We start from the raw sequence: 21,038 nt of genomic DNA on the forward strand, positions 1-21,038 counted from the left end.
TGACCTTCAATGGCCGCGCTTCTGCACCAGCGCCGTGCCTACCCCGTGACGGCGGCCTTCGCTGACCGCCGTCACGGTGCCATCCGGATTGAACACGATGGCGTTCGCCGCGCCGATTTCCTCGGCCGGCTCTTCCCACTTGTGGCCGAAGGCTTCCAGCGCCTTCGCCTGCGCCGTGCCGGCGAAGCCCGGTTCGACCGAGGTGACGGCGCTATTTCTCTGCGAGAGGCGCGGGGCGTTCAGCGCCGCGTCCATCGGCATGCCGAGGTCGAGGTAATTGACGATGGTCTGGAGGACGGTGGTGATGATGGTCGACCCACCCGGACTGCCGATGGTGAAGGCGGGCTTGCCGTCTTTCAGGGCGATGGTCGGCGCCATGCTCGAGCGCGGACGCTTGCCCGCTTCCGGCACGTTCGGGTGCGGGCCTGAAAAATCGAAGTCGGTCAGCTCGTTATTGAGCAGGAAACCGTAGCCCGGCACGACGATGCCGCTGCCGCCCCAGGACTCGATGGTAAAGGTGTACGACACCACGTTGCCTTCCTTGTCCGACACTGTGAAGTGGGTCGTGTGCGCACTCTCGCGCTGCAGCGGGCGCGTTTGCGGACGCAGCGGCACGCTCGGATCCTGTTGGTAGCCGTACGGGTCGCCCGCCGCCACCACGCCGGCCGCGCGCTGCATGTCGATCAGCTTGCGGCGCTGGGCGGCGAAGTCTTTCGTCAGCAGCCCAGGCACCGGCGCATCGACGAACTCGGGGTCGGCCAGGTAGGCATTGCGGTCGGCGAAGGCAAGCCGGCTCGCTTCCAGGTACAGGTGTTCGGCCTGGGCGCGCGGCATCGCTTTCAGGTCGTAGCCTTCGAGGATGTTCAGTGCTTCGGCCACGGCCACGCCGCCGCTGCTCGGCAGGGGCATGCCGTAGATATCGTAGCCGCGGTAAGTGCTCTTGACCGGCTGGCGGATGCGGGCTTCGTAGTTGGCCAGGTCCGCCAGCGTCATGCCGCCGCTGCGCACGCGCAGGCCCGCTGCGACGGGTGGCTTGTTGACGGTGTCGACGATGGCGCGCGCCAGCGGGCCTTCATAGAAGGCTTTCTGGCCGTGGGCGGCGATCTCGCGGTAGGCCCTGGCCATGCCGGGGTTGCGCAGCAGCGTGCCGGGCTTGACCGCCTTGCCGTCAGGGCCGAGGTAGAGCGCGGCGCTCGTCGTGAACTGGGCGAATTTTTCTCGTTCAGCGCCGTCATGCTGGAAAAATGGTCGGTAACGACGAAACCCTTCGATGCCACGTCGATGGCCGGCGCCAGCACCTGCTTGAAATCCATGCTGCCATAGCGCGACAGCGCCTCGTGCCAGCCGCGCACGGTGCCCGGTACGCCGACCGAGGCGCCGCTGGCGACCGCTTGTTCGAAGTCGATGGGCGCGCCGTTTTCCGGGAACACGTTCGGCGTCGTGCTGGCCGGTGCCGTCTCGCGGTGGTCGATCGTCACCACGCGCCTGTCCTGGCAAGATAAATCACCATGAAGCCGCCGCCGCCGATACCGCAGCTGTACGGGTCGGTCACGCCCAGCGTCGCGGCCGCGGTCACGGCGGCGTCGATGGCATTGCCGCCCTTGTTCAAGATGGCGAGCGCCGACTGCGAGGCTTTTTCGCTGATGGTGGCGACGGCGCCGCCGCTGCCGGTAGCAACCGGGGTCCTGGCCAGCGCCGGCGGCGCCTGCAGGACAATGGAAAGGGTCAGGGTGCAGGCGAGGGCGGTGGCTGGACGGGTCATGGATGGGCTATGGTGGCTAGGAATGTGGACTCACGCCGGCTTGACGCGCAGCCTGACGGGAAGGGTTGGCGCCGCACCCTGCGGTGGCGGCGACGCGGCGATCGATTCGTCGAGCTCGATGCGGGCGCCGGGCAGCAGCGCGCTCGCATGGCCGGGTTTGCCGGGTTGCAGTTCGAAGCGTTCAGCGGGGCCGTTCTTGCCCTGCAAGCTGAAGTGGTAGGCGAGGACGCCGGCCCAGACGCAGTGCACGCCCGGCGGGCAGCGGCTGTCTTCGACGCTGTCGTAGGTCAGCGTGAGGCCGGGTGCAATCTGCGCACTCGCGTGCAGCGCCAGCGTGATGGGGCCCGGCGGCCCACCGCCGGGTGCGGCGCAGGCAGCCATGGCGGCGCAGAAGACGGGCAGGGCGAATAGATGGCGCATCTGGTCTCGGATCGCGAAGATGTCGGTCAGTGCAGGATAGCAAAAATGCCAGGCCACCGGCGCATGGTGCCGGTCATACAGGCGTCATATTCGCTCGCTAGACTGCGCTCGTCTCTCAACCAACCCGAGTTTCGCCAATAATGAAAACCAAGCACATGTTCAAGACGATGATTGCCGGCGCCGCCGCTGCCTTTGCGATGACTTCCTCGTTCGCCGCGGACGTCACCGGCGCGGGCGCGACCTTCCCGTATCCGATCTATGCGAAATGGGCGGAGAGCTACAAGGCCGCCACCGGCACCGGCATGAACTACCAGTCGGTCGGCTCGGGCGCGGGCATCAAGCAGATCAAGGCGAAGACGGTCGACTTCGGCGCCTCGGACATGCCCCTGAAAGCGGCCGAACTGGACGAAGCGGGCCTGATGCAGTTCCCGGCCATCATGGGCGGCGTCGTCGCCGTCGTGAATGTCGAAGGCGTGGCACCTGGCCAGCTGAAGATGACCGGCCCGGTGCTGGCCGACATCTACCTCGGCAAGATCACCAAGTGGAACGCGCCGGAAATCGCCGCCCTGAACCCGGGCGTGAAACTCCCTGGCGACGACATCACCGTCGTCCACCGCGCCGACAGCTCGGGCACCTCCTTCCTCTTCACCGACTACCTGTCGAAGACGAATCCCGAATTCCAGAGCAAGATCGGCGCCGGCACCGCCGTGAAGTGGGCGACGGGCGTGGGCGGCAAGGGCAACGAGGGCGTCGCCGCCAATGTCCAGCGCATCAAGGGTTCGATCGGCTACGTCGAATGGGCCTACGCCAGGAAGAACAAGCTGGCGCACACCCAGTTGAAGAACCGTGACGGCCAGTTCCTGCAGCCCGACGACGAGCACTTCAAGGCCGCCGCCGCCAGCGCCGAATGGACCAAGACCCCCGGCTTCGCCGTCGTGCTGACCGACCAGCCGGGCAAGGCCAGCTGGCCGATCACGGGCGTGTCCTACATCCTGATGCACAAGTCCCAGGAAGATGCCGCCAAGGGCAGGGAAGTCGTGAAGTTCTTCGAATACGCCTTCAGGAACGGCGCCGCCGCAGCGGCCGAGCTGGACTACGTGCCGCTGCCGGCATCGGTCATCAAGCTGGTGCAGGGCGTGTGGAAAGTGCAGTTGAAGGACGCGTCGGGCGCGGCAATTTACTGATTGCGGGCGGACGCAGAGCCGCAGATTTACCGTAGGGCTGGCGGCGGTCTTTTACAGGAGGCCGCCGTTTTTTTGGGGTGGGATTCTCGTAGGGTGGGCTCTCGAGCCCACGCGGTACGGCAGTCGATCAAGGAGCATGTTTGATCTCGCTGCTCCCGTTCACGGTGTGGCTGTCTTCATGCGAGTTCAGGAAGCGCCGTCTCATTAGTGATGAGACCGCGTGGGCACAGGTGCCCACGCTACGAAAACTGACCGGGTACAGGACAGGCCGCCAGTCTCAAACGATGACACCGCGTGGGCACGGAGTGCCCACCCTAAGAACAGCATTACTGCGGATAGCGCGGCTTCAGGCGATCCGCCTCGGCGACCGGGAAGGGCGAGCCCAGTACGGTCGATTCGCCGCGGGTGCGGTTGCGGGCCTGGCACTTGTGGGTGCAGACCGTTGCCGGCGGCGCGACCTCGGTGGCGTCTTCACCCATCACTTGCCCCATGCGGCCGCCGCTGGCGACCGACCATTGCGACACGCCGCCGCAATGGAGCACGTTGCTGATGGCGCCGGTGCGCGTCACGATCTGGTTGGTGCAGCTTGGTGCGGTGATGCGGTCGGCGAACTGCGGGCTGTCGCGGCCGACGAACTTGCGCGAGTAGTCGTTGCCGAAGTTGATGCGCGGCGTGACCTTCAGCGTGGTGTCCTTGTAGGCGACCGTGTCGCCCTCGCGGTTACGGAAGTTGCGGTTGTCGTAGTAGAAGGCGCTTTCGGCCAGCTTGTGCGTGAACACGGTCTTGGTCTCGTCGGTGCGCTGCACTTCCATCTGGAACAGGCCGCCGTTGGCGCAGTCCTTGGCCTGGATTTTCATGGTGAGGCCCGGACCGCTGCGGGTCAGCACCATGTCGGCCGAGCTGCTCAGTTCCACGCTGACGCTGCCGTTCAGGACCAGGCCGCGATGGTCGGGCATCTTGCTCTCGAATACCGGGGTCGCCTTGCCGCCGGTGATGTCGACCGGATTCGGCGCGCCCGTCATCGTGTAGTTCAGCACGCCGAAGCTGGCGGCGTCGACGTCGAACTGGATATATTTTCCCTGCACGCGAAACACGGAGCCCACGCTGCCGGCTGCGACGCTGGTCGTTTGCGAACCGCTCTTGCCGAGCACCGTGAAGCCGCCGCCTTCGCAGCCGGTGGAGTCGGCGGCAAAGGACGATTGTGCCGCAAACAGCAGGCCGATGCAGCAAGCCGAGATCAATTTTTTCATTCTTTTCTCCTGAGGGTTGGACCGGTGCAGGGACCGGTCCGTTGACGATGACGCTTCGTTCGCACCCGGCGCGTCGGCCTTGCCAGGTGCTTCAACCCGTTAATACCGGTCAGTCGCCCGAAGGTTCACGTCGCGGAGAAAAAAATTCAGAACTGCCGGCTGACGCTGGCGGTGAAGGCCGGCGCAGGGGCGGCCGGCAGGTAGGGATGCCAGGTTTTCTGCAGGCCCGCCTGCAGCAGGTAGCCCTTGGTGCGCGTGGCGAGCGCTGCGCGCAGGTCGCCGCCATCGCCAGTCGCATCGCGGTACTCGCCGAAGGGACGGCGCAGGCCGGCATGGACGGCCAGGCTCACGTTGTCGGTGAGGGGATAGGCATCGTTCAGGTCGAGGTAGACGCTGCGCCCTTCGCCGTAGTAGCGCGGCGAGTAGAACAGCCGCGCGCTGGCGCGCCCCATCAGCAGGCCGACATGGAGTTCGCTGTAGTCGAACTGGCTGCTGCGCGGGAAGGCGCTGCGGGTAATGCCGGCGTCCAGCGTTATTGTGGGCGAGATGCGCTGGGCGCGGCCGCCATAGGCGATCAACTGGCTGCCGCTGCGTCCTTCCAGCCGGACGGGAGACGCAAAGCCGCCCACATACCAGCCGGCCGCGGCGTCGTGCTCCACCCGCAACTGCAGCACCGGCCGCGTATCGAGGGCAACGCCACGCGCCGCATAGGCCGAGAGCAGGGACAGGTTGGCGCTGGTCTGGCCGTGCGCGCTGCCGGCGCCGCACAGCAGGACGAAGGCGGCTAGGGTGAAACGGCGCGGGTTGTGGCGGAGCTTTGGGAACATTGGCAAACGCAGGCGTCGAAGGCCCGCCGGAGGGCGGCGCAAGCGTCTATGTTACCAGCCGAGGAGGCCGCCGCGGCGTCGAGCATGCGCCGCAGCGACTGGGCGTTGGCGCGTGGCTGCAGCTGCGCCAGCAGGGCGGACAGGCCCGCGACGTGGGCGGCGGCATAGGACGAGCCGGACACGACGCCCCAGCGCGTGCCCGGCATGCAGCTGGGGATGTCGGTGCCGGGCGCATACAGCATGGTCGACAGCGGCAAGCGCCGTTCGCCGCCGCGCCCGACCGCGATCACGCCAGGGTGGGCGGCCGGAAAGCCGCCGTCGGCGCGCTGCGGATCGGCCGCGCCGACCACGATGACGCCGCGCGCCAGTGCCGCATCGAGCAGGCTTTGCAGCAGCCGGTCGGGTGGCCCGCCCAGGCTCAGGTTAATGATGCGCGCGCCGTTCTCGAGCGCGAAGTTGATCGCCTTGCCCAGCGTGAAGCTGTTGCAGCGCGCCGGCTGGCGCGCTTGTTCCCAGCAGGCGCGCAGCGCCATGATCCTGGCACCCGGGGCGACACCGGCGATACCGACGCCGTTGCCCGTCTGCGCGCCGATGACGCCGGCGACCGCGGTGCCATGGGTCTCGGCGGCATCGGGCACGTCGTCGACGAAATTGCGGCGCAGGACCAGCTGGCCGGCGAGATCGGGGTGCGATGCATCGACGCCGCTGTCGATCACGGCGATGTGCACGTTGCGGCCGGTGCTGATGCGGTGCAGGTCGGCCAGGTGCCAGTCGCGCGCGGCCGGCTGGATCGGGTAGAGCGGGTCGGCGCTGCCGAGGGCCCTGAAATCCTCGATCGATTGCGCCCACACCACGCGCGCATCGTGCGCCAGGGCGTCCAGCACCCGTTCGAGCGGCGTGTCGTCGGTTTCCTCCATCAGGAAGCAGTCGACGCCGATCGCCGGCATCGACCAGTTGTCGCGTACCCGCAGGTGGTGGCTCGCAGCGAGTGCCTGCGCCAGGCGGCGGCGTGCGGCGCCGCCGCTGTCGTCGTTGTAGCCGCCGCCGTAGGCGCCGTCGGCGTGGAAGTGGTCTGGCGGCAGGCGCAGCATGACCAGGAGCTGGCGCTGCGTCGCCGCGGGAGGAGGGGCAACCGCAGGCGCTGCCTCGGCCGCCGGCACAGGGTTCGCCTCCTGCGCGCCGGCACCGTCAGAGAAGGCCAGCATGAGGACGAAGGCCAGCAGCAGGACCAGGACGCGTGTCACGGCTGGCCTCCCGCGCCCAGCTGCTCGGCCAGGGTGACAGCCGGTTCGGCGCGCAGGCGGGTCACGGTCTTGCCCGGTTCGTCCTCGGTATCGAGCAGCCAGGCGCCGGTGACGGTCGGCCCGCCGACGACGCGTGCGCCGCTGGCCTGCACGATACGGCGCAATTCACGCTCCGGCGTATCGGGATTGAAGGTCACGACCAGGCTGCTGCGCTGGCCGGCATCGGCGCCGAGCAGGCGATAGGCATCCGTGTTTGCGTCGGGGCTTGCGGGCGCGCGTGCCAGCAGCAGTGCCAGCACGGCGATGGCGCCGAACTGCAGGGCGACGGCGGTACGCAGCCAGCGGCCGTCGTTCGCTGCAAGGCGTGCGCCAGCCTGGCACGGGCGGCGCCGGGTCCGCGACCGGCGGCAAGGCGGCCGGCGCGTCCAGCTGCGGCAGCAGGCGCGCCAGCGCCGCCTCGGCGTCGAGCTGGGGCGCTGGCGCCGGACCTGCGGCGCGCAGCGTGTGCAGCATCGACAGGTCGAGGCGACAGGCGGCGCACACCTGCAGGTGGGCTTGCACCCGGTCCCGTTCGGTGCCGGTGAGGCTGCCGTTCGCCAGCCAGGGCAGCAGCTCCTGGGCTTCCTGGTGTGCAGGGGTATTCATGGCCGGTTCTCCAGCTGGCCGTCGAGCAGGACGGCGAGACGTTTACGCGTGTGGAACATGCGCGTCTTGATCGTGTTGACGGGGCACTCCATGATGTCGGCGATTTCCGGATAAGTCATGTCATGATAAAAGGTCAGCTGGAAGGCAATGCGCTGCGCCAGCGGCAACGTGGCAAGGGCAGCGTCGACCGCATGCGCCAGGCGCCCCTGGTCGAACTGCCATTCGGGGCGGTCGCTCTCCAGGCCTTCGCGTTCGTCGGCAAGGGCCTCGACCGGTTCGTCCAGTGCCTGCAATGCCTTGCAGGCGCGCCGGTAGGCAATCGCGAAAACCCAGGTCGACACCTTGCTGCTGCCGTCGAAGGTCGCCGCCTTGCGCCAGACGGCCAGCAGCGTGTCGTTGACGATTTCCTCGATCAGCGGCGCGCTGCGCGTCATCCGCTGCAGGAAGCGCGTCAGTCGCGGGAAATAGGCGCGGTACAGGGTCTCGAAAGCGCGCCGGTCGCCGGCCGCAACCCGGCCGACCAGGCAGGCTTCGCCCGCCGGCGTCCTGGCCAGGCTTGCAATGTCATCGCTCGTTTTTTCCACGCACGTCTCTCCCCGCATCTTTCCGCTGCCCGGTATATACCCGCCGGCCTGGAAAAGGTTCAATGGGGTGTGCAACGTGGTATGCCTGGCGATTGTCGCACGTGGTGTGCGGGCTTGCTACATGGCAATTGCGACTATGTGGGGGAATTGCAGCATGCGCAGGGCGGCCAGGCGTTTCGATCGACTGCGTCAACGAACAATCTAGGGATTATTTCCGGATCACTGCCGTACGAGGCGATGATTTCGTCGATCCGGATGTCCGCAACTGACCCACAACCGACGGTCACTTCAGCCTTGAAAACGCCCGTCTCATAACCAAAACCAACTTACGGACAACTAATAAGACGATGGCGATGGCGAAAAAACCAAGCAGTAAAAATTCTCGAAGCCAAAAAGCGATGAAGGACTACAAGCTAATCGGTGGTCCACTGACTGAAGGGTATGTATAGGCGTAGTACATCAAAAATGCGAGCAAACAGACCCCACCGACAAGCTGCAATCCTTGATTTGCAGAGGGTGATTGTTTCCCTTCACCGTTACCCGTCTCATCCATGCAAATCCTTTTTGCAGCCGAAAATTGCCGTCGACGAGGGCGGCCCAACCACATTCCACTGAAGCCCGCATCCCAGTTTTGAAAAGCAGTTGAACAACGGCGATATTTTAGTTGCTGGCTTACCAACACTCCGGTAGAGTTCTTCGTGATGACTGTCCGCGCTGCCTAGCTCGATCACTTCCGCAACTTGTCGAACTCATACCTAAAAGTGATTCATGTTTTTCTTATTCACGCGTATGGGCGGGCTCGTTCGGTCGTTCGGGTGGTGTCACTCCCCAGGCGAGCAAGATTCTGCCCAAGCCGAACACGAGGTACGGCATCACGCTGAACAGGCCGGTAGGTGTGTTCCTGATGACGGCCGAGATATCGGCCCCGATTAAATATCTCGCCGGCTTGCTGCTCGATGGGAAAGGGTACGCGCACGATCACCCCTTTTTGGACGAAAAAAGTCATCCGTTGGGGCCCACCTCCAACCTGCTTCCCTTCGGGTATTTGGCAATCATGATTCCTGCCTTTATCGTCGTGTTCTGAGCAATCTTCACGCTGATCCAGCCGCACGCCGCACCTGCTTTCCTGCGCAACCAGAGACTTCTCTCAATGCTTTATATCTTCCTGCTGCTTATAGGCCTCATCATCCTGAACCTGTCCGCCAGCCGGTCGATCCGGCGTGGCGCCGACACCAGGTACAAACAGAACATGTTGATTGCGATGATCTGGCTGGTGCCCTTCATTGGCCTGTTCATGGCGACCGGCCACATCACGCAGCATGCGCCTACGGCCAGGAAGCATGAACCGCTGCAAGGTACAGTTGACGGCTCTGCGCCCATGATCGTTCGGGTTGCCGGCTGCCCCGACTTTGATGTCCAAAGGCAGCTCGTGGAAGTACACGGATTCCCCGTCATCTCTGCGGACGCGTTTGATCATTGGCTCGCCGCCAGCCCGCAGGCCTCCACAGCCGACATGGCCTGCGTTGCCAAGGCATGGCTGATGCACATGCGTGAAGCCTGTGGACCAGAGTTCCGGCTCTTTGAAACTGAGCACGCCTTTATCCTGTCGCCACTGGAAAGCGGCGTTCTGCGGGCGACCGGCATCTTCATGGCCACCACGCGCAGGCGCATTACGGCCGTGCTGCGTGACCTGGCCGTATTCCCGGCGGGTAGCAAGAGCGTTCTGCTGGTGCTGCATGACGAAGACGCGTACTACCAGTACGTATCGGCCTACTATCCGGACAACGGCGAATTCTCCTTCAGTAGCGGCATGTTCATTAATTCCAGTGTGCCTCACTTTGTCGTCCCGCTCGCCGAACTCGCTGCCATTGAAGCGGTGATCGCGCACGAGATGACCCACAGCGCGTTGTCGCACCTGACTTTGCCGCGATGGCTCGATGAAGGCCTGGCCGTGAATACCGAGCAGCGCCTGACCGGTGTGCCTCGCCTTATCTACACGCCCCACGAGCTGCATGAAAAGCACCTGCGCTATTGGGGCACGGCGGAAATGCAGCAATTCTGGACCGGCGAATCCTTCTTCCGCACCGACGATGGGAACCTGCTCTCCTACGAACTGGCACGCATCCTGGTTTCGCATCTTTCCGCTGACTGGGACCGCTTTACGCGATTCGTCACCCATGCACAGCGCGAAGATGGCGGCGGGCTGGCTGCCCGCGAGCACATGAACGTTGAATTGGGCGCATTGGTTTGCGCTTTGCTGGAGCAGCCTTTTTCGGCAGATTGGGAGCCTGTAGCGGTATCGCACGTCCAGGCTGCTTGTGCGCACGCATCGTGACACGTGTCGATGAAAAGTCTTGTAGCGTTGATGACGGCGGCAATGGTTGTTGGCTACGCGAGCGCGCTCGTCGCCGACCCGCGGCGCGAGCCGCCAGGGCTGAAATCCCTTTGTGACAATTCGTGTTCATCACAACAAGCGCAAGCCGTTCGCTAGTTTCTCGTAGGCGGCCTTGCTTCTCTACTAGCGAACCGCCTGACAAGCTTGTTTGTATCCTCCAGTGCACGAGCTCTTGAAAAGACGCTGCGCAGTAACCACGTCCCTGCGTACGCCAATTCCATTGTGATACAGGTATGCGAGGTCGCCGCATGCTTGCGCCGAGTTTCCATTGCAAGCCTTTCTGAGCCATGTGGCGCCCAGCACAGGGTCCGCGCTGACATTCTGTCCAAACACATACCTGATGCCGAGGTCCCGGCAGGCGACCATATCCCCGGCCTCGCAGCTCCTGCGATATAGCGCGAGTCCGGCTGCACTATTTGCTGGGACGCCGACACCTCTAAGCAGAAAGTCTGCAAGGTTCGTGCAGGCCATCATATCCCCGCCCTCACATGCCTTGCGATACAAGGTCGCGGCTTTCGGGTTATCTACCGGGGTTCCCATACCGCGGCCGTAGAGCGAACCGAGATTGGTGCACGCGAGGGCATAGGTGGCATCGCATGCTCTCCGGTAGTAAGGAAGCGCGGTAGCGGCCTCGTTCAACCTATACTCAAAATACGTTCCGGCTTTATAACAGGCCTCAGGAGATCCTCCGGCACATTGGGCCTCGAGCTTTTCGCGCTCGCCCGCCACGCACATACCGGCCACGGCTGTCAGAACGATCGCTAGCAATACGCCAGTTCGGCCTACACGCCTCGTTTTCTTCGATCTCATCATATTTGAGCGACTCGTTTCGACCCGAAACGAAACCGCGGTCTACCGGATTCGTTTTCTGTCAGGAAATTTTTATGGCGGAGACTTGGGTTGGCTGTCGAAGGTCTGCTCTCGACCCTATTGCAGACCTTGGGCACTGCGAAATCTGACACAGTTTCACGGTGCAGTGTTCGCTCCAGCATGTTCAAGCGGAGAGAGCCCAAGGATTGCTCTTAAAGACGAACCTGAAGCATAGATGATATCGGCAACGCGCACCCGCCCGGCAGAGCTGTAGCCTAGATAGCTGATGCATCGCCTTTCTGGAGCGGTCGATTCCAGGCACATCTGGACTCTACGCGATGAGGAAGTTCGCCTTATCGAAAGTGGGGCTTTGTAATCAGGGTCTTGGGAATCATAAAGGACGTCGAAATCAATTCGACAGACTTCTTTGGAAGCTTCAGCGCACTGCCTGTCACGAACAAGCGCGCGTGCCAGGTCTGGCCGGAAATACTTTTCAAGGATGGCTACCGACGCCTTCTGTACAGGCTCGTCGTTTCGATGCTCCGCATACAGGTTCTTCACCACCGTCTCAAGATCGTTCCCACCTTCGGCGGCAGAAGCGCAGCCAGAGGAAAAGAGTATGAACGCGCAAACGAGAACGCGATGTATCGCAGGCATACCGGTAGAGAGTCGCATTACGTTGAAATCCTTCTGCTTCGTTGTCGTAAAACGTCCGCTCCTGGCCGATGACAGTCCTTCGTGAAGCGGCCAGTGTACAGGACAGGTTGTCGGCAAGGATGTGTTTGCAAGTGGATGCCTGCCTGGTGGACATCCGCTACCGATCCATTGCGTACATTCAAATCGTCGAGTGAAAACCCGATGGAATCGCTATGCTTCGTCCAGAAGACGGAGAACATGGAGTCTGGAGAATACGGCAAACGCCCAGACAATGAACGGAATCAGCATTCCCCAAAACACGACATGCCAATAGCGAGCCTTCTTTTGGAAATACGGACGCGATGCACGGTTCCCGCTCCAAAAGAAAAGAGGTGCCGCGACAAGCCAGAAGAACAAGAATGGGTACCCAAGTCTGTCCGATGCAAGGAAACCATAAAGAAAGACAAACGGAAATCCCCAAGCTGGCGCGAAGTCGCGCCAGAAAATCCTGGCTGTTTTGATGAGCGTGTCAGGGCGTTCTTGCGTCATGGCTTTCAAATGCAGGGTTAATCGAAGCGATATCGACCGTTGGCTCCTGGCCGATAACAGACGTTCGTGCAGATGTCAGTGTACTAGCCTGCCCGCGCAAGCTTGCCCGGTTTCCTGCTTCCTCTTGCGTATCACTGTAGCGAGCGCTGATGCCGGCGTAGGTCAGCACGCCTGCAAGCAGCGTCCAAAGCACCAGGTCCGTCAATATCGCGCGTCTGTGCTTGCGTTTGCGGAGGGCAAACTGAACGGCGCTACCGACAACGAAGAACACGACAGCAATGCCAAGCCCGATCATCGCCATGAAGACCAGTGCGCCGAAGGCGTGCTGGCCATCGCCCGGATACGTTTCACCCCACCATAGATGAGAAAGCGGTAATACGCCTGCGAGCGATATTGCCAGGCACAGTCTCAGGGCCGCCTGGAATACCGGATGAGGTAGCGGAATGCGCATCGTGTTTCTGCCCATGTTCATGCATCGGCTGGTCGCTGGACATCGCCCGGCAGGCCGCCAGGAAGAAACCTCATCAACCAGAACGGGTTATTTCGTTACCAGGCTCTTTTTGTCTCGCGCATAATCTTTCAGTACCTCGGTGACGACCAATGCCACGCCGACGATCAAGAACATGTATTTCAGTGGCGCGGGGATCGCGGTCGGCAACAGCCTGTCGAACACCACGAACGCGGCAAAGCATGCGGACCAGGTGGCGTCCATCCAGCGCCGTCGCAGAAGCGACATGAACGTCGCCGCTATCCAGAGTACGACAGGCCAGTCATTCCAATCCATCGGTGTCTCCATGTGATATCGATGTGGTCCATCTGTTTCAGCAGGCCAGGGCTCGCATGCCGGGTATGCCAATTCCCGTCATCATAGCAATACGACCAGCCCGATAATGCGTGAATTGTCACCGCAAAAAGCCTGTCCACTCATCCCGGCTTTTTACCGTTCACCACGAAAAACCGCCACTCGTTGTTTCCAGATAGAAGCACACCGCATCCGCCGCTACCTTGAACGTATCCATTCGACCTTCAAGGAGCCCCGCCATGCTATCGATACACCAGCTTCATAAAACCTATGCCAACGGCGTGCACGCGCTGAACGGCATCAGCCTCGAGATCCCCACCGGCATGTTCGGCCTGCTCGGGCCGAATGGCGCCGGCAAGTCCTCGCTGATGCGCACCATCGCCGGGTTGCAGGAGCCGGACAGCGGCAGCATCCACTTCGACGGCCGCGACGTGCTCGCGGACAGGGACAGCCTGCGCCGTGAGCTGGGCTACCTGCCGCAGGAGTTCGGCGTCTATCCGAAAACCAGCGCGCTCGAGCTGCTGAACCATTTCGCGGTGCTCAAGGGATTCACGCGGCGCGGCGAACGCAAGGAGATGGTGGAGGCGCTGCTGCAGAAGGTGAACCTGTGGGATGCGCGAAAGCGTGCGGTGGCTGGTTTCTCCGGCGGCATGCGCCAGCGCTTCGGCATCGCCCAGGCCCTGATCGGCGCACCCAGGCTGGTGATCGTCGACGAGCCCACCGCGGGCCTCGATCCGGATGAGCGCAACCGTTTCCTGAACCTGCTGGCGCGCATCGGCGAACAGGTGGTCGTGATCCTCTCGACCCATATCGTTGAAGACGTGACCGACCTGTGCCCGCGCATGGCGATGATCGCGCGCGGCCAAGTACTGGTCTCGGGCAAGCCGCAGGAGGCGATCGCGCAGCTAGCCAGCCGCGTGTGGCGCAGTTGCGTGGACGAGGTCCAGCTGGACGAATACCAGCGCCGCTTCGCCGTGCTGTCGACGCGGCTTGTGGCCGGCAAGCCGCAGATCAACGTGTACGCCGAGACCCAGCCGGAAGAGGGCTTCACGATGGTCGACCCCAGCCTGGAAGACGTGTACTTCCTGCAGCTGCGCGCGACGCAGTCCAACGCCGCGCTGGCCTGAGGAGCTTCCAACATGTGGAAAGAATTCTTCCGTTTCGACCTGCGCTACCAGTTGCGCCAACCGATGCTGTGGCTGGTCATGGTGGTCCTCGCGGCCATGGCCTTCGCCAGCGCCGGCAGCACGTCCTTCCGCATCGGCGCCGGCCCCGCCGGCATCGGCAACGTGCACCTGAACGCGCCGGGCGTGATCGCCAACCAGCTTGGCGTGCTGTCCATGATCGCGATGCTGCTGGTGACCGTCTTCATCGCCGGCGCCGTGCTGCGCGACAGCGAAAGCGGCATGGCCGACCTGCTGTATGCCGCGCCTTTGAGGAAACGCGATTACCTGTTCGGGCGCTTCCTGGCCGGCTTCACGGTCTGTCTGCTGATCTTTGCCGCGATCACGGCGGCGATGATGGCTGGCTCGCTGCTGCCGTCGATCGACCCTGCGCGCCTGGGCGCGTTCTCGCTCTGGCCCTATGCCTGGAGCTTCGTCGTGCTGGTCGTGCCGAACCTGCTGTTCGTGGCGGCGCTGCTGATGCTGCTGGCGACCGTGACCCGTTCGATGATGATGGTGTACGTGGGCGTGCTCGCCTTCATGGTGCTGTGGTCGGTCGCGGCGGTGCTTGACGCGGGGAATGGCAGCGCGTCGCTTTCCCTGCTGCTCGATCCCTTCGGCGTGCGCGTGCTGGCACACCTGACCCGTTACTTTACAAGTGCCCAGTTGAATGCCGAGTTGCCGCCGCTGTCGGGCCTCCTGCTGGCCAACCGTGTGCTGTGGACCGTCATCGCCCTGGCCATGGCAGGCGCCACCGTCGCGCTGTTCAAGCCGCAGCATGCCGGCAGCGGCCGCCGCTTCGGCAAGGCGCGCAGCCAGCCGGCCCGGTAGGGGCTGCGCCGGCGTCGTTCGCCAGGGTCGCTCCGGTGCGCCGCATTGCGCCGCGCTTCGACGGCTGGACCGCCACGGGCCAGGCCTGGCATCTGCTGCGTTTCGACCTGCGCGCCACGATGCGCAGCCTGCCCTTCCTGGTCATGCTGCTGCTGGCGCTGGCCAACTTCATCGCCAACTACACCATTGGCGGTGCGCGCTTCGACAGCGTGCCGTATCCGCTGACGCGCCTGATGCTGGACGAGCTGGCCGGCGGCATCAACGCGATGCTGGTGCTGGTGCTGCTGTTCTACAGCGGCGAGCTGGTGCACCGCGACCGCCAGCTGCGCATCGCCGACGTCAGCGACGCCACGCCGGTGCCGGGCTGGATGCCGCTGCTGGCCAAGACCGGCGCACTCGCTGCCGTGGTGCTGGCCTTCCTGGGCGCCGGCGTGCTGACCGCGGTCGCGATCCAGCTGTTCAAGGGCGGTGCGCCGGTCGAGGCAGGGCTGTACGTGCAGGGCACGCTCCTCAACGCTGCGTACTTCATCATCGCCGGCATGGCCCTGCTGGCGCTGCAGACGCTGGCCAATAACAAGTATGCGGGCTACCTGCTGGGCGCCGCGCTGGTCGCATCCGGCAGCGTGCTGGGCCTGGAACACAAGCTGGTGAGCTTCGCCGCCATGCCGCAGCTCGTGTATTCGGACCTGAACGGCTATGGCCACGCTTTGGCCGGCTGGTGCTGGTTTGCGCTCTACTGGAGCCTGGTCGGCGCGGCGTTGCTGTTCCTGGCGCAGGCTTTCCGCGTGCGTGGTCCGGCCCCAGGCTGGCGCGCGCACCTCAAGAGCGGCCTGCGCGGCTTGCGCGGCGGCGCAGGCCTCGGCCTGGCGCTGAGCGTGGCCGCCAGCGTGGCGGTGGGTGGCTGGATCTACACCAACACGAACGTGATCAACCGCTATGAGTCGAGCGCGGCCCTGCTCGACAGGGCGGCCGACTACGAGAAGCGCTACCGCGGTTTCCTCGACCTGCCCAATCCCAGCCTGACGGCGGTGCGCGCCGATGTGGCGATCTACCCGGCCGAGCGCCGCGTCACCATCCGTGGCAGTTACCAGCTCCGCAACAAGACCGGTGCGCCGCTGGACACCCTGCGTATCCAGTTGGACCCGGCCGCCATCACCCGCCTGACCCTGGTGCCTGCGCACACGGTAACGCTGGACGATGCGCGCCATGGCATGCGCGTGCTGAAACTGCGCGAACCGATCGCGCCCGGCGCCAGCCTGCCCTTCGGCTTCACCGTCGAGGTGCAGGGGGAGGGCTTCACCAGCAGCGGGGCGCCAGACAACATCCACCATAACGGCACCATGTTCACGTCCGAGAACTTCTTCCCGAAATTCGGCTACGTGCAGGCAAACGAGATCGACGACCGCGCCGAGCGCCGCCAGCGCGGGCTGGGCGAGCCGCACCGCATGCCGCTGCTCGACGACCCGGCCGCACGCAAGGCCAACTTCTGGAAGCTGTTCGGCTTCGACGCCGACCTGGTCGACTTCGAGACCACGGTCTCGACCAGCGCCGACCAGGAAGCGATTGCACCCGGCACGCTCGTGCGCAGCTGGGAAGAGGGCGGCCGCCGCTACTTCCACTACCGGATGGACGGGCCGATCCTGCCTTTCTTCGTCTACCAGTCGGGCCGCTGGAACGTGAAACGCGCCGACTGGCACGGGGTGCCGATCAGCGTCCGTTACGATGCCAGGCACCCGTACAACGTTGACAGCATGGTAAAGGGCACCCGGCGCGCGCTCGACTATTACAGCGCCAGCTTCGGCCCGTACCCGCACAAGGACGTGCGCATCACCGAGTTCCCGCTCTACCAGCAGTATGCGCGCAGCTTCCCCGGCGTGATCCCGTTCTCGGAGTCGCTCGGCTTCATCAACGACCTGCGCGATCCCGATGGCGTCGACCACGTCTTCTACGTGACGGCGCACGAAGTGGCGCACCAGTGGTGGGGCGACCAGGTCATCGCCGCCAACGCCCAGGGCAGCATGATGGTGACGGAATCGGTGGCCGAGTATGCGGCGCTGATGGCGCTCGAGAAGGAGTTCGGGGCCGCGAAGACCCGCCGCATCCTGCGTTTCGACCTCGACCAATACCTGGCGGGACGCGGCAAGGAACTGGTGGTCGAGCAGCCGCTCGTCAAGGTGGAGAGCCAGCTGTACATCGGCTACCGCAAGGGCAGCATGGTGTTCTACCGCCTGCGCGAGGAAATCGGCGAGGCAGCCCTGAACCGCGCGCTGAAGAATTTCGTGAGCGCGCACCGCTACCAGACCGCTTCCTACGTCACCAGCCGCGACCTGCTGGCCGCAATCCGCGCCGAGACCCCGGCGGATAAGCAGGACCTGCTGACCGACCTGTTCGAACGCATCGTCGTCTACGACAACCGCGTGAAGGCGGCGGCCGCGGTGCAGCGCCCGGACGGGCAGTGGGACGTGACGATGCAGCTGCAGCTGGCCAAGCTGGAGGCGGACGGCAAGGGCAAGGAAAGCCTGCGCACCTACGACGAGCCGGTGGAAATCGCCGTGTTCGCCGGTGACCGTGAGCTGATGCGCGGGAAGCGCATGATGCCCAGCGGTGACTCGAGCGTGACCGTCACGGTCAGGGAGAAGCCGTCGGAGGTGGGTGTCGATCCCTACAACATCCTGATCGACCCGGTGCCAGGCGATAACCGCAAGGCGGTGAGCCTGAACTGAGACAGGCCGTATCGACAAGGCGGATGGTGCCGATGGCACGATCCGCCGGCATCACAATCCGTTGAGCTGCCTGAACTGCGCCGCACGCCGCCGCGACATCGGCACCTTCAAGTCGTCCTTCAGCGTCAGCACCATGCTCCCCGCTGCTGATGGCGCGATGCCGACGACGAAATCCAGGTTCACGATCTGGCGCCGGCTGACCCTGAGGAAGCGCTCCGGATCGAGCTTCGCTTCCAGCTGGTTCAGGGAGCGCAGCAGCAGCGGACGGTTGCGGTCGAAGTAGACCCGCGTGTAGTTGCCCTCCGATTCGAACAGCACGATCTGCTCCAGCGCCACGAACCAGCAGCGCTCCCCATCCTTGATGAACACCTTGCCGTCCGGCGCCTGGCGCTCGTTCTTCTGCGCGTCCGGTGCCCTCGAAGCCTTGTTCACGGCATGCGCCAGGCGCGCGGGCTCGATGGGTTTCAACAGGTAGTCGAGCGCGCTGACGTCGAAGGCACGCAAGGCGTACTGGTCGAAGGCGGTGGTGAAGATGACCGGCGGCGGATCGTCGAGGGAAGCGAGCAGGTCGAAGCCGCTCCCGCCCGGCATCTGCACGTCAAGGAAGACCAGGTCCGGCCGCAGTTCCTCGATGGCGCCGCGGCCATCGACCGCGTTCGCCGCTTCGCCCACCACCTGCAGGGCAGGGTGGACGGCAAGCAGCCGGCGCAGTTCGAGGCGTGCCAGGCGCTCGTCGTCGATGATCAGGACATTCATGTGCTCTCCAGTGGCAGGACCACGTGCGCGATGACCCAGCCATCGCGTTCGGCCAGGGTGCAGCCGGCGCGGGGGCCAAACAGCAGGGACAGCCGCCTGGCGGTATTGGCCAGTCCCAGGCGGGTGGAGTCGCTGGCCTGCGCGAGACGCCCCTCGTTGGCCACGGTCAGCTCGACCCCATCGTCCTTGCGGTGCGCCCCGATACGTAGTTCGCAAGGGCCGATGCTGGGCTCGACCCCATGCTTGACCGCGTTCTCGACCAGGGTTTGCAGCGCCATCGGCGGAATCGCGACGGCCTCCAGGCCCGGCTCGATGTCCATCGTGATGCGCAGGCGTTCGTCGAAGCGGTGCTTTTCCATGCCGAGGTAGGCCTCGACGGCCGCCAGTTCGTCCGCGAGCGGCACGGTGGCCGTCTGCCCGGCACGCAGGCTGTGGCGCATCATGCCGCCCAGCTGGCCGACCGCGCGCGCGGCGAGCTCTGGGTCGTGGAAGATCAGCGCGCGGATGCTGTTCAAGCTATTGAAGAAGAAGTGGGGATTGACCTGGGCCTGCAGGGCGCGCAGTTCGGCGTCCTTGACGCTGACCTCGAGCTGCAGCTTTTCCAGCTCGAAGCGCAGCGCGCGCCGCCGCGCCAGCATCGTCGAATAGCAGAGCGTCCAGACCGCGAACAGCGCGTACCACAGCAGGCAGAGTAAAAACAGCAGGCTTGGCGCCTCCGGATCGGCGAGCAAAGCCCCATGCCGGAACACCAGGTCGGACAGCGCCAGCACGCCGGTCTGCACCACGCTCAGGACCAGCAGGCCGCTGAGGATACCCTTGAGCGGTGGCGGGCCGTGGCGGTCGATCCAGCCGCGCCGGCGCAGGAACAGGCGCCAGCAGTGCGATACCAGCAGGCCGCTGACGATGCACATGAGCTTGGCGAGGACGAAGCGCAGGGCGGCCTCGCCGAAGTTGTTCAGGGTGGACAGGATGGCCACCAGGGCAAGGCCGCCCCAACCACTGAGTTGGAAAAGCCAGTAGTCGCGCGAGGAAGAGGTACTCAGCTCGGCGCCGCGGAAAGGGATGGTGCTCGGGCTATCCATGCATAAACGAGAACGTGTTCATTTATTCATGGTACTGCATTTGTTGCCGACAGAACAAAAATCGCGGGGCGGTGACGCTCCAAGCGCCCAATAAAAAACGGCGGCCCCTTGCGGAGTCGCCGTTCGGCGTTTGCCCAACGCCCGGTAAAAGCCTGATGCTTACACGTAGGCGGCCAGCGCGCCTTTCATTTTCTTCAGCGCCGCCGATTCGATCTGGCGGATGCGCTCGGCCGACACGCCGAATTCCTCGGCCAGCGTGTGCAGCGTGGCGCCTGAGCCGTCGTCGTTCGCCAGCCAGCGCGCTTCGACGATGCGGCGCGAACGCGGGTCGAGCTTGCCCAAGGCCGTTTCCAGGCCTTCGGACTGCAGGCGCGTGACCTGCTCGGCTTCCAGCACCCGGGTCGGTTCCTGCTGGTCCGACGACAGGTAGGCGATCGGCGAAAACTTGTCGTCTTCGTCGTCGGTCGGCGCTTCCAGCGCGATGTCGCGGCCCGACAGGCGGGTTTCCATCTCGATCACTTCTTCGCGCTTGACGTCGAGGAGCTTGGCGAGATCGTCCACCTGCGTCGGGGTCATCGCATCCAGGCCCACCTTGTTGCTGCGCAGGTTGAAGAACAGCTTGCGCTGGGCCTTGGTCGTGGCGACCTTCACAAGGCGCCAGTTCTTGAGGATGTACTCGTGCATCTCGGCCTTGATCCAGTGCATCGCGTACGATACCAGGCGCACGCCCTGGTTCGGGTCGAAACGCTTCACGGCCTTCATCAGGCCGATATTGCCTTCCTGGATCAGGTCGGCATGCGGCAGGCCGTAACCGAGGTAGCCACGCGCGATCGACACCACCAGGCGCAGGTGCGAGAGCACCAGTTTTTGCGCGGCATCAAGGTCGTTCGCTTCCCGCAGACGCTTCGCCAGCGAAACTTCTTCCTCATGGGACAGCATTGGCAGGCGGTTCACCGCGGAAATATACGCGTCGATGTTACCGAGATTGCCAGTGAAACCGAGTCCCAGAGCACGGCTGCCGGTTGGAACCAATGCGGATTGTGCGGACATGTTGTTTTCCTCGTAGAGTAATCTGTGCTGCGCCGGCACCCCGGCCGGGACAATCCCGACGGTGACCGCCCCATCTCGAAGCGGGCGCTCGCGATACCGTTTACATTCACTTGAACCATATATTAGCACTCTCACAGGGTGAGTGCTAGCGAGCCCCTGGCGACGGGCGGCTGTTTAAGTCTGGCTAAAGTATTGCGCTGAATCAGCTTTGTTCAGTCGCTATTGGATTCTCACTGTAGAGCGGAACAATGCGCGACTATTGATCTAAATCAAGCGTCTAGGGCGATAAATCACCTTAGGTCACAGCCTAAGTGGTCGCGACAGG

At 64.0% G+C, this 21,038-nt stretch carries 20 protein-coding genes and 2 pseudogenes; 6 read left to right on the forward strand and 16 right to left on the reverse strand.

Annotated features, from left to right (window positions below; all coding sequences use genetic code 11):
• Window positions 1-6: 6 nt before the first annotated feature.
• Window positions 7-1,762 (reverse strand): annotated as a pseudogene (ggt, locus tag G4G28_RS05050) (gamma-glutamyltransferase).
• A gap of 30 nt (window positions 1,763-1,792) precedes the next feature.
• Window positions 1,793-2,182 carry a hypothetical protein gene (locus G4G28_RS05055; protein ID WP_182991095.1) on the reverse strand — a complete coding sequence of 130 codons (390 nt, stop codon included), beginning with the start codon at window positions 2,180-2,182 and terminating at the stop codon, window positions 1,793-1,795.
• 140 nt (window positions 2,183-2,322) lie between these two features.
• Here G4G28_RS05055 and pstS point away from each other — a divergent pair, with 140 nt between their 5' ends.
• Window positions 2,323-3,366 carry a phosphate ABC transporter substrate-binding protein PstS gene (gene pstS / locus G4G28_RS05060; protein WP_182991096.1) on the forward strand — a complete coding sequence of 348 codons (1,044 nt, stop codon included), beginning with the start codon at window positions 2,323-2,325 and terminating at the stop codon, window positions 3,364-3,366.
• A gap of 326 nt (window positions 3,367-3,692) precedes the next feature.
• Here the strand turns inward: pstS and G4G28_RS05065 are convergent, their stop codons facing one another.
• The 6 genes and pseudogenes from G4G28_RS05065 to G4G28_RS05085 all read right to left on the reverse strand — a co-directional run bounded on the left by G4G28_RS05065 (window position 3,693) and on the right by G4G28_RS05085 (window position 7,916).
• The gene (locus G4G28_RS05065; RefSeq protein ID WP_229425465.1) at window positions 3,693-4,616 is read right to left on the reverse strand and encodes a hypothetical protein; all 924 of its coding nucleotides are present in this window, start codon (window positions 4,614-4,616) and stop codon (window positions 3,693-3,695) included.
• 146 nt (window positions 4,617-4,762) lie between these two features.
• The gene (locus G4G28_RS05070; RefSeq protein ID WP_182991097.1) at window positions 4,763-5,443 is read right to left on the reverse strand and encodes a TorF family putative porin; all 681 of its coding nucleotides are present in this window, start codon (window positions 5,441-5,443) and stop codon (window positions 4,763-4,765) included.
• Complete coding sequence (locus G4G28_RS05075) at window positions 5,401-6,687, reverse strand: S8 family serine peptidase (RefSeq protein ID WP_229507898.1); 1,287 nt, start codon at window positions 6,685-6,687, stop codon at window positions 5,401-5,403. The genes G4G28_RS05070 and G4G28_RS05075 overlap by 43 nt, the downstream gene beginning before the upstream one ends.
• A complete protein-coding gene (locus G4G28_RS25290; protein WP_229508134.1) occupies window positions 6,684-6,986 on the reverse strand; it encodes a hypothetical protein in 303 nt (100 codons plus the stop codon). Before G4G28_RS25290 ends, G4G28_RS05075 begins: the two co-directional genes overlap by 4 nt.
• A gap of 274 nt (window positions 6,987-7,260) precedes the next feature.
• Window positions 7,261-7,332 (reverse strand): annotated as a pseudogene (locus tag G4G28_RS25295) (hypothetical protein); the annotation flags it as partial.
• Window positions 7,329-7,916 carry an RNA polymerase sigma factor gene (locus G4G28_RS05085; protein WP_229425467.1) on the reverse strand — a complete coding sequence of 196 codons (588 nt, stop codon included), beginning with the start codon at window positions 7,914-7,916 and terminating at the stop codon, window positions 7,329-7,331. The pseudogene G4G28_RS25295 and the gene G4G28_RS05085, both read right to left, overlap by 4 nt.
• A 664-nt stretch (window positions 7,917-8,580) precedes the next feature.
• On the opposite strand from G4G28_RS05085, the gene G4G28_RS05090 reads away from it, so the two are divergent.
• Both G4G28_RS05090 and G4G28_RS05095 read left to right on the forward strand, forming a co-directional pair.
• A complete protein-coding gene (locus G4G28_RS05090; protein ID WP_183108106.1) occupies window positions 8,581-9,000 on the forward strand; it encodes a hypothetical protein in 420 nt (139 codons plus the stop codon).
• A 66-nt stretch (window positions 9,001-9,066) separates the two neighbouring features.
• Entirely contained in the window at window positions 9,067-10,251 is a 1,185-nt protein-coding gene (locus G4G28_RS05095) for a hypothetical protein (RefSeq protein ID WP_182991101.1), read from the forward strand.
• A gap of 183 nt (window positions 10,252-10,434) precedes the next feature.
• On the opposite strand, the gene G4G28_RS28850 is transcribed toward G4G28_RS05095, so the two are convergent.
• The 5 genes from G4G28_RS28850 to G4G28_RS05115 form a co-directional block, all read right to left on the reverse strand.
• Window positions 10,435-11,124 carry a tetratricopeptide repeat protein gene (locus G4G28_RS28850; RefSeq protein ID WP_182991102.1) on the reverse strand — a complete coding sequence of 230 codons (690 nt, stop codon included), beginning with the start codon at window positions 11,122-11,124 and terminating at the stop codon, window positions 10,435-10,437.
• Window positions 11,125-11,277: 153 nt separating this feature from the next.
• Window positions 11,278-11,682: a hypothetical protein gene (locus tag G4G28_RS24885; RefSeq protein WP_210283284.1), complete on the reverse strand. Its 405-nt coding sequence runs from the start codon at window positions 11,680-11,682 to the stop codon at window positions 11,278-11,280.
• 306 nt (window positions 11,683-11,988) lie between these two features.
• On the reverse strand, window positions 11,989-12,306 hold the full coding sequence (locus G4G28_RS05105) for a hypothetical protein (protein ID WP_182991103.1): 318 nt from the start codon (window positions 12,304-12,306) through the stop codon (window positions 11,989-11,991).
• Window positions 12,287-12,757 carry a hypothetical protein gene (locus G4G28_RS05110; RefSeq protein WP_183108107.1) on the reverse strand — a complete coding sequence of 157 codons (471 nt, stop codon included), beginning with the start codon at window positions 12,755-12,757 and terminating at the stop codon, window positions 12,287-12,289. The genes G4G28_RS05105 and G4G28_RS05110 overlap by 20 nt, the downstream gene beginning before the upstream one ends.
• A gap of 87 nt (window positions 12,758-12,844) precedes the next feature.
• The gene (locus tag G4G28_RS05115) at window positions 12,845-13,090 is read right to left on the reverse strand and encodes a hypothetical protein (protein ID WP_182991105.1); all 246 of its coding nucleotides are present in this window, start codon (window positions 13,088-13,090) and stop codon (window positions 12,845-12,847) included.
• A gap of 257 nt (window positions 13,091-13,347) precedes the next feature.
• Here G4G28_RS05115 and G4G28_RS05120 point away from each other — a divergent pair, with 257 nt between their 5' ends.
• Genes G4G28_RS05120 through G4G28_RS05125 form a run of 3 tightly spaced genes read left to right on the forward strand, consistent with a single transcriptional unit; the run spans window position 13,348 to window position 17,825 of the window.
• The gene (locus G4G28_RS05120; protein ID WP_182991106.1) at window positions 13,348-14,235 is read left to right on the forward strand and encodes an ABC transporter ATP-binding protein; all 888 of its coding nucleotides are present in this window, start codon (window positions 13,348-13,350) and stop codon (window positions 14,233-14,235) included.
• Window positions 14,236-14,247: 12 nt separating this feature from the next.
• The gene (locus G4G28_RS27980; RefSeq protein WP_308601801.1) at window positions 14,248-15,102 is read left to right on the forward strand and encodes an ABC transporter permease subunit; all 855 of its coding nucleotides are present in this window, start codon (window positions 14,248-14,250) and stop codon (window positions 15,100-15,102) included.
• Window positions 15,103-15,137: 35 nt separating this feature from the next.
• Window positions 15,138-17,825, forward strand: coding sequence for a M1 family aminopeptidase (locus G4G28_RS05125; protein WP_308601802.1), 2,688 nt, complete (start codon window positions 15,138-15,140; stop codon window positions 17,823-17,825).
• Window positions 17,826-17,876: 51 nt separating this feature from the next.
• On the opposite strand, the gene G4G28_RS05130 is transcribed toward G4G28_RS05125, so the two are convergent.
• From G4G28_RS05130 to rpoH, 3 genes are all read right to left on the reverse strand, one after another.
• Entirely contained in the window at window positions 17,877-18,581 is a 705-nt protein-coding gene (locus G4G28_RS05130) for a LytTR family DNA-binding domain-containing protein (protein WP_182991107.1), read from the reverse strand.
• Entirely contained in the window at window positions 18,578-19,663 is a 1,086-nt protein-coding gene (locus tag G4G28_RS05135; protein ID WP_182991108.1) for a sensor histidine kinase, read from the reverse strand. The genes G4G28_RS05130 and G4G28_RS05135 overlap by 4 nt, the downstream gene beginning before the upstream one ends.
• A gap of 159 nt (window positions 19,664-19,822) precedes the next feature.
• Window positions 19,823-20,713, reverse strand: a complete 891-nt coding sequence (gene rpoH / locus G4G28_RS05140; protein WP_182991109.1) for an RNA polymerase sigma factor RpoH — start codon at window positions 20,711-20,713, stop codon at window positions 19,823-19,825.
• Window positions 20,714-21,038 lie beyond the last annotated feature (325 nt).

It is taken from the genome of Massilia sp. Dwa41.01b (genome assembly GCF_014171775.1).
GTDB lineage: Bacteria > Pseudomonadota > Gammaproteobacteria > Burkholderiales > Burkholderiaceae_D > Telluria.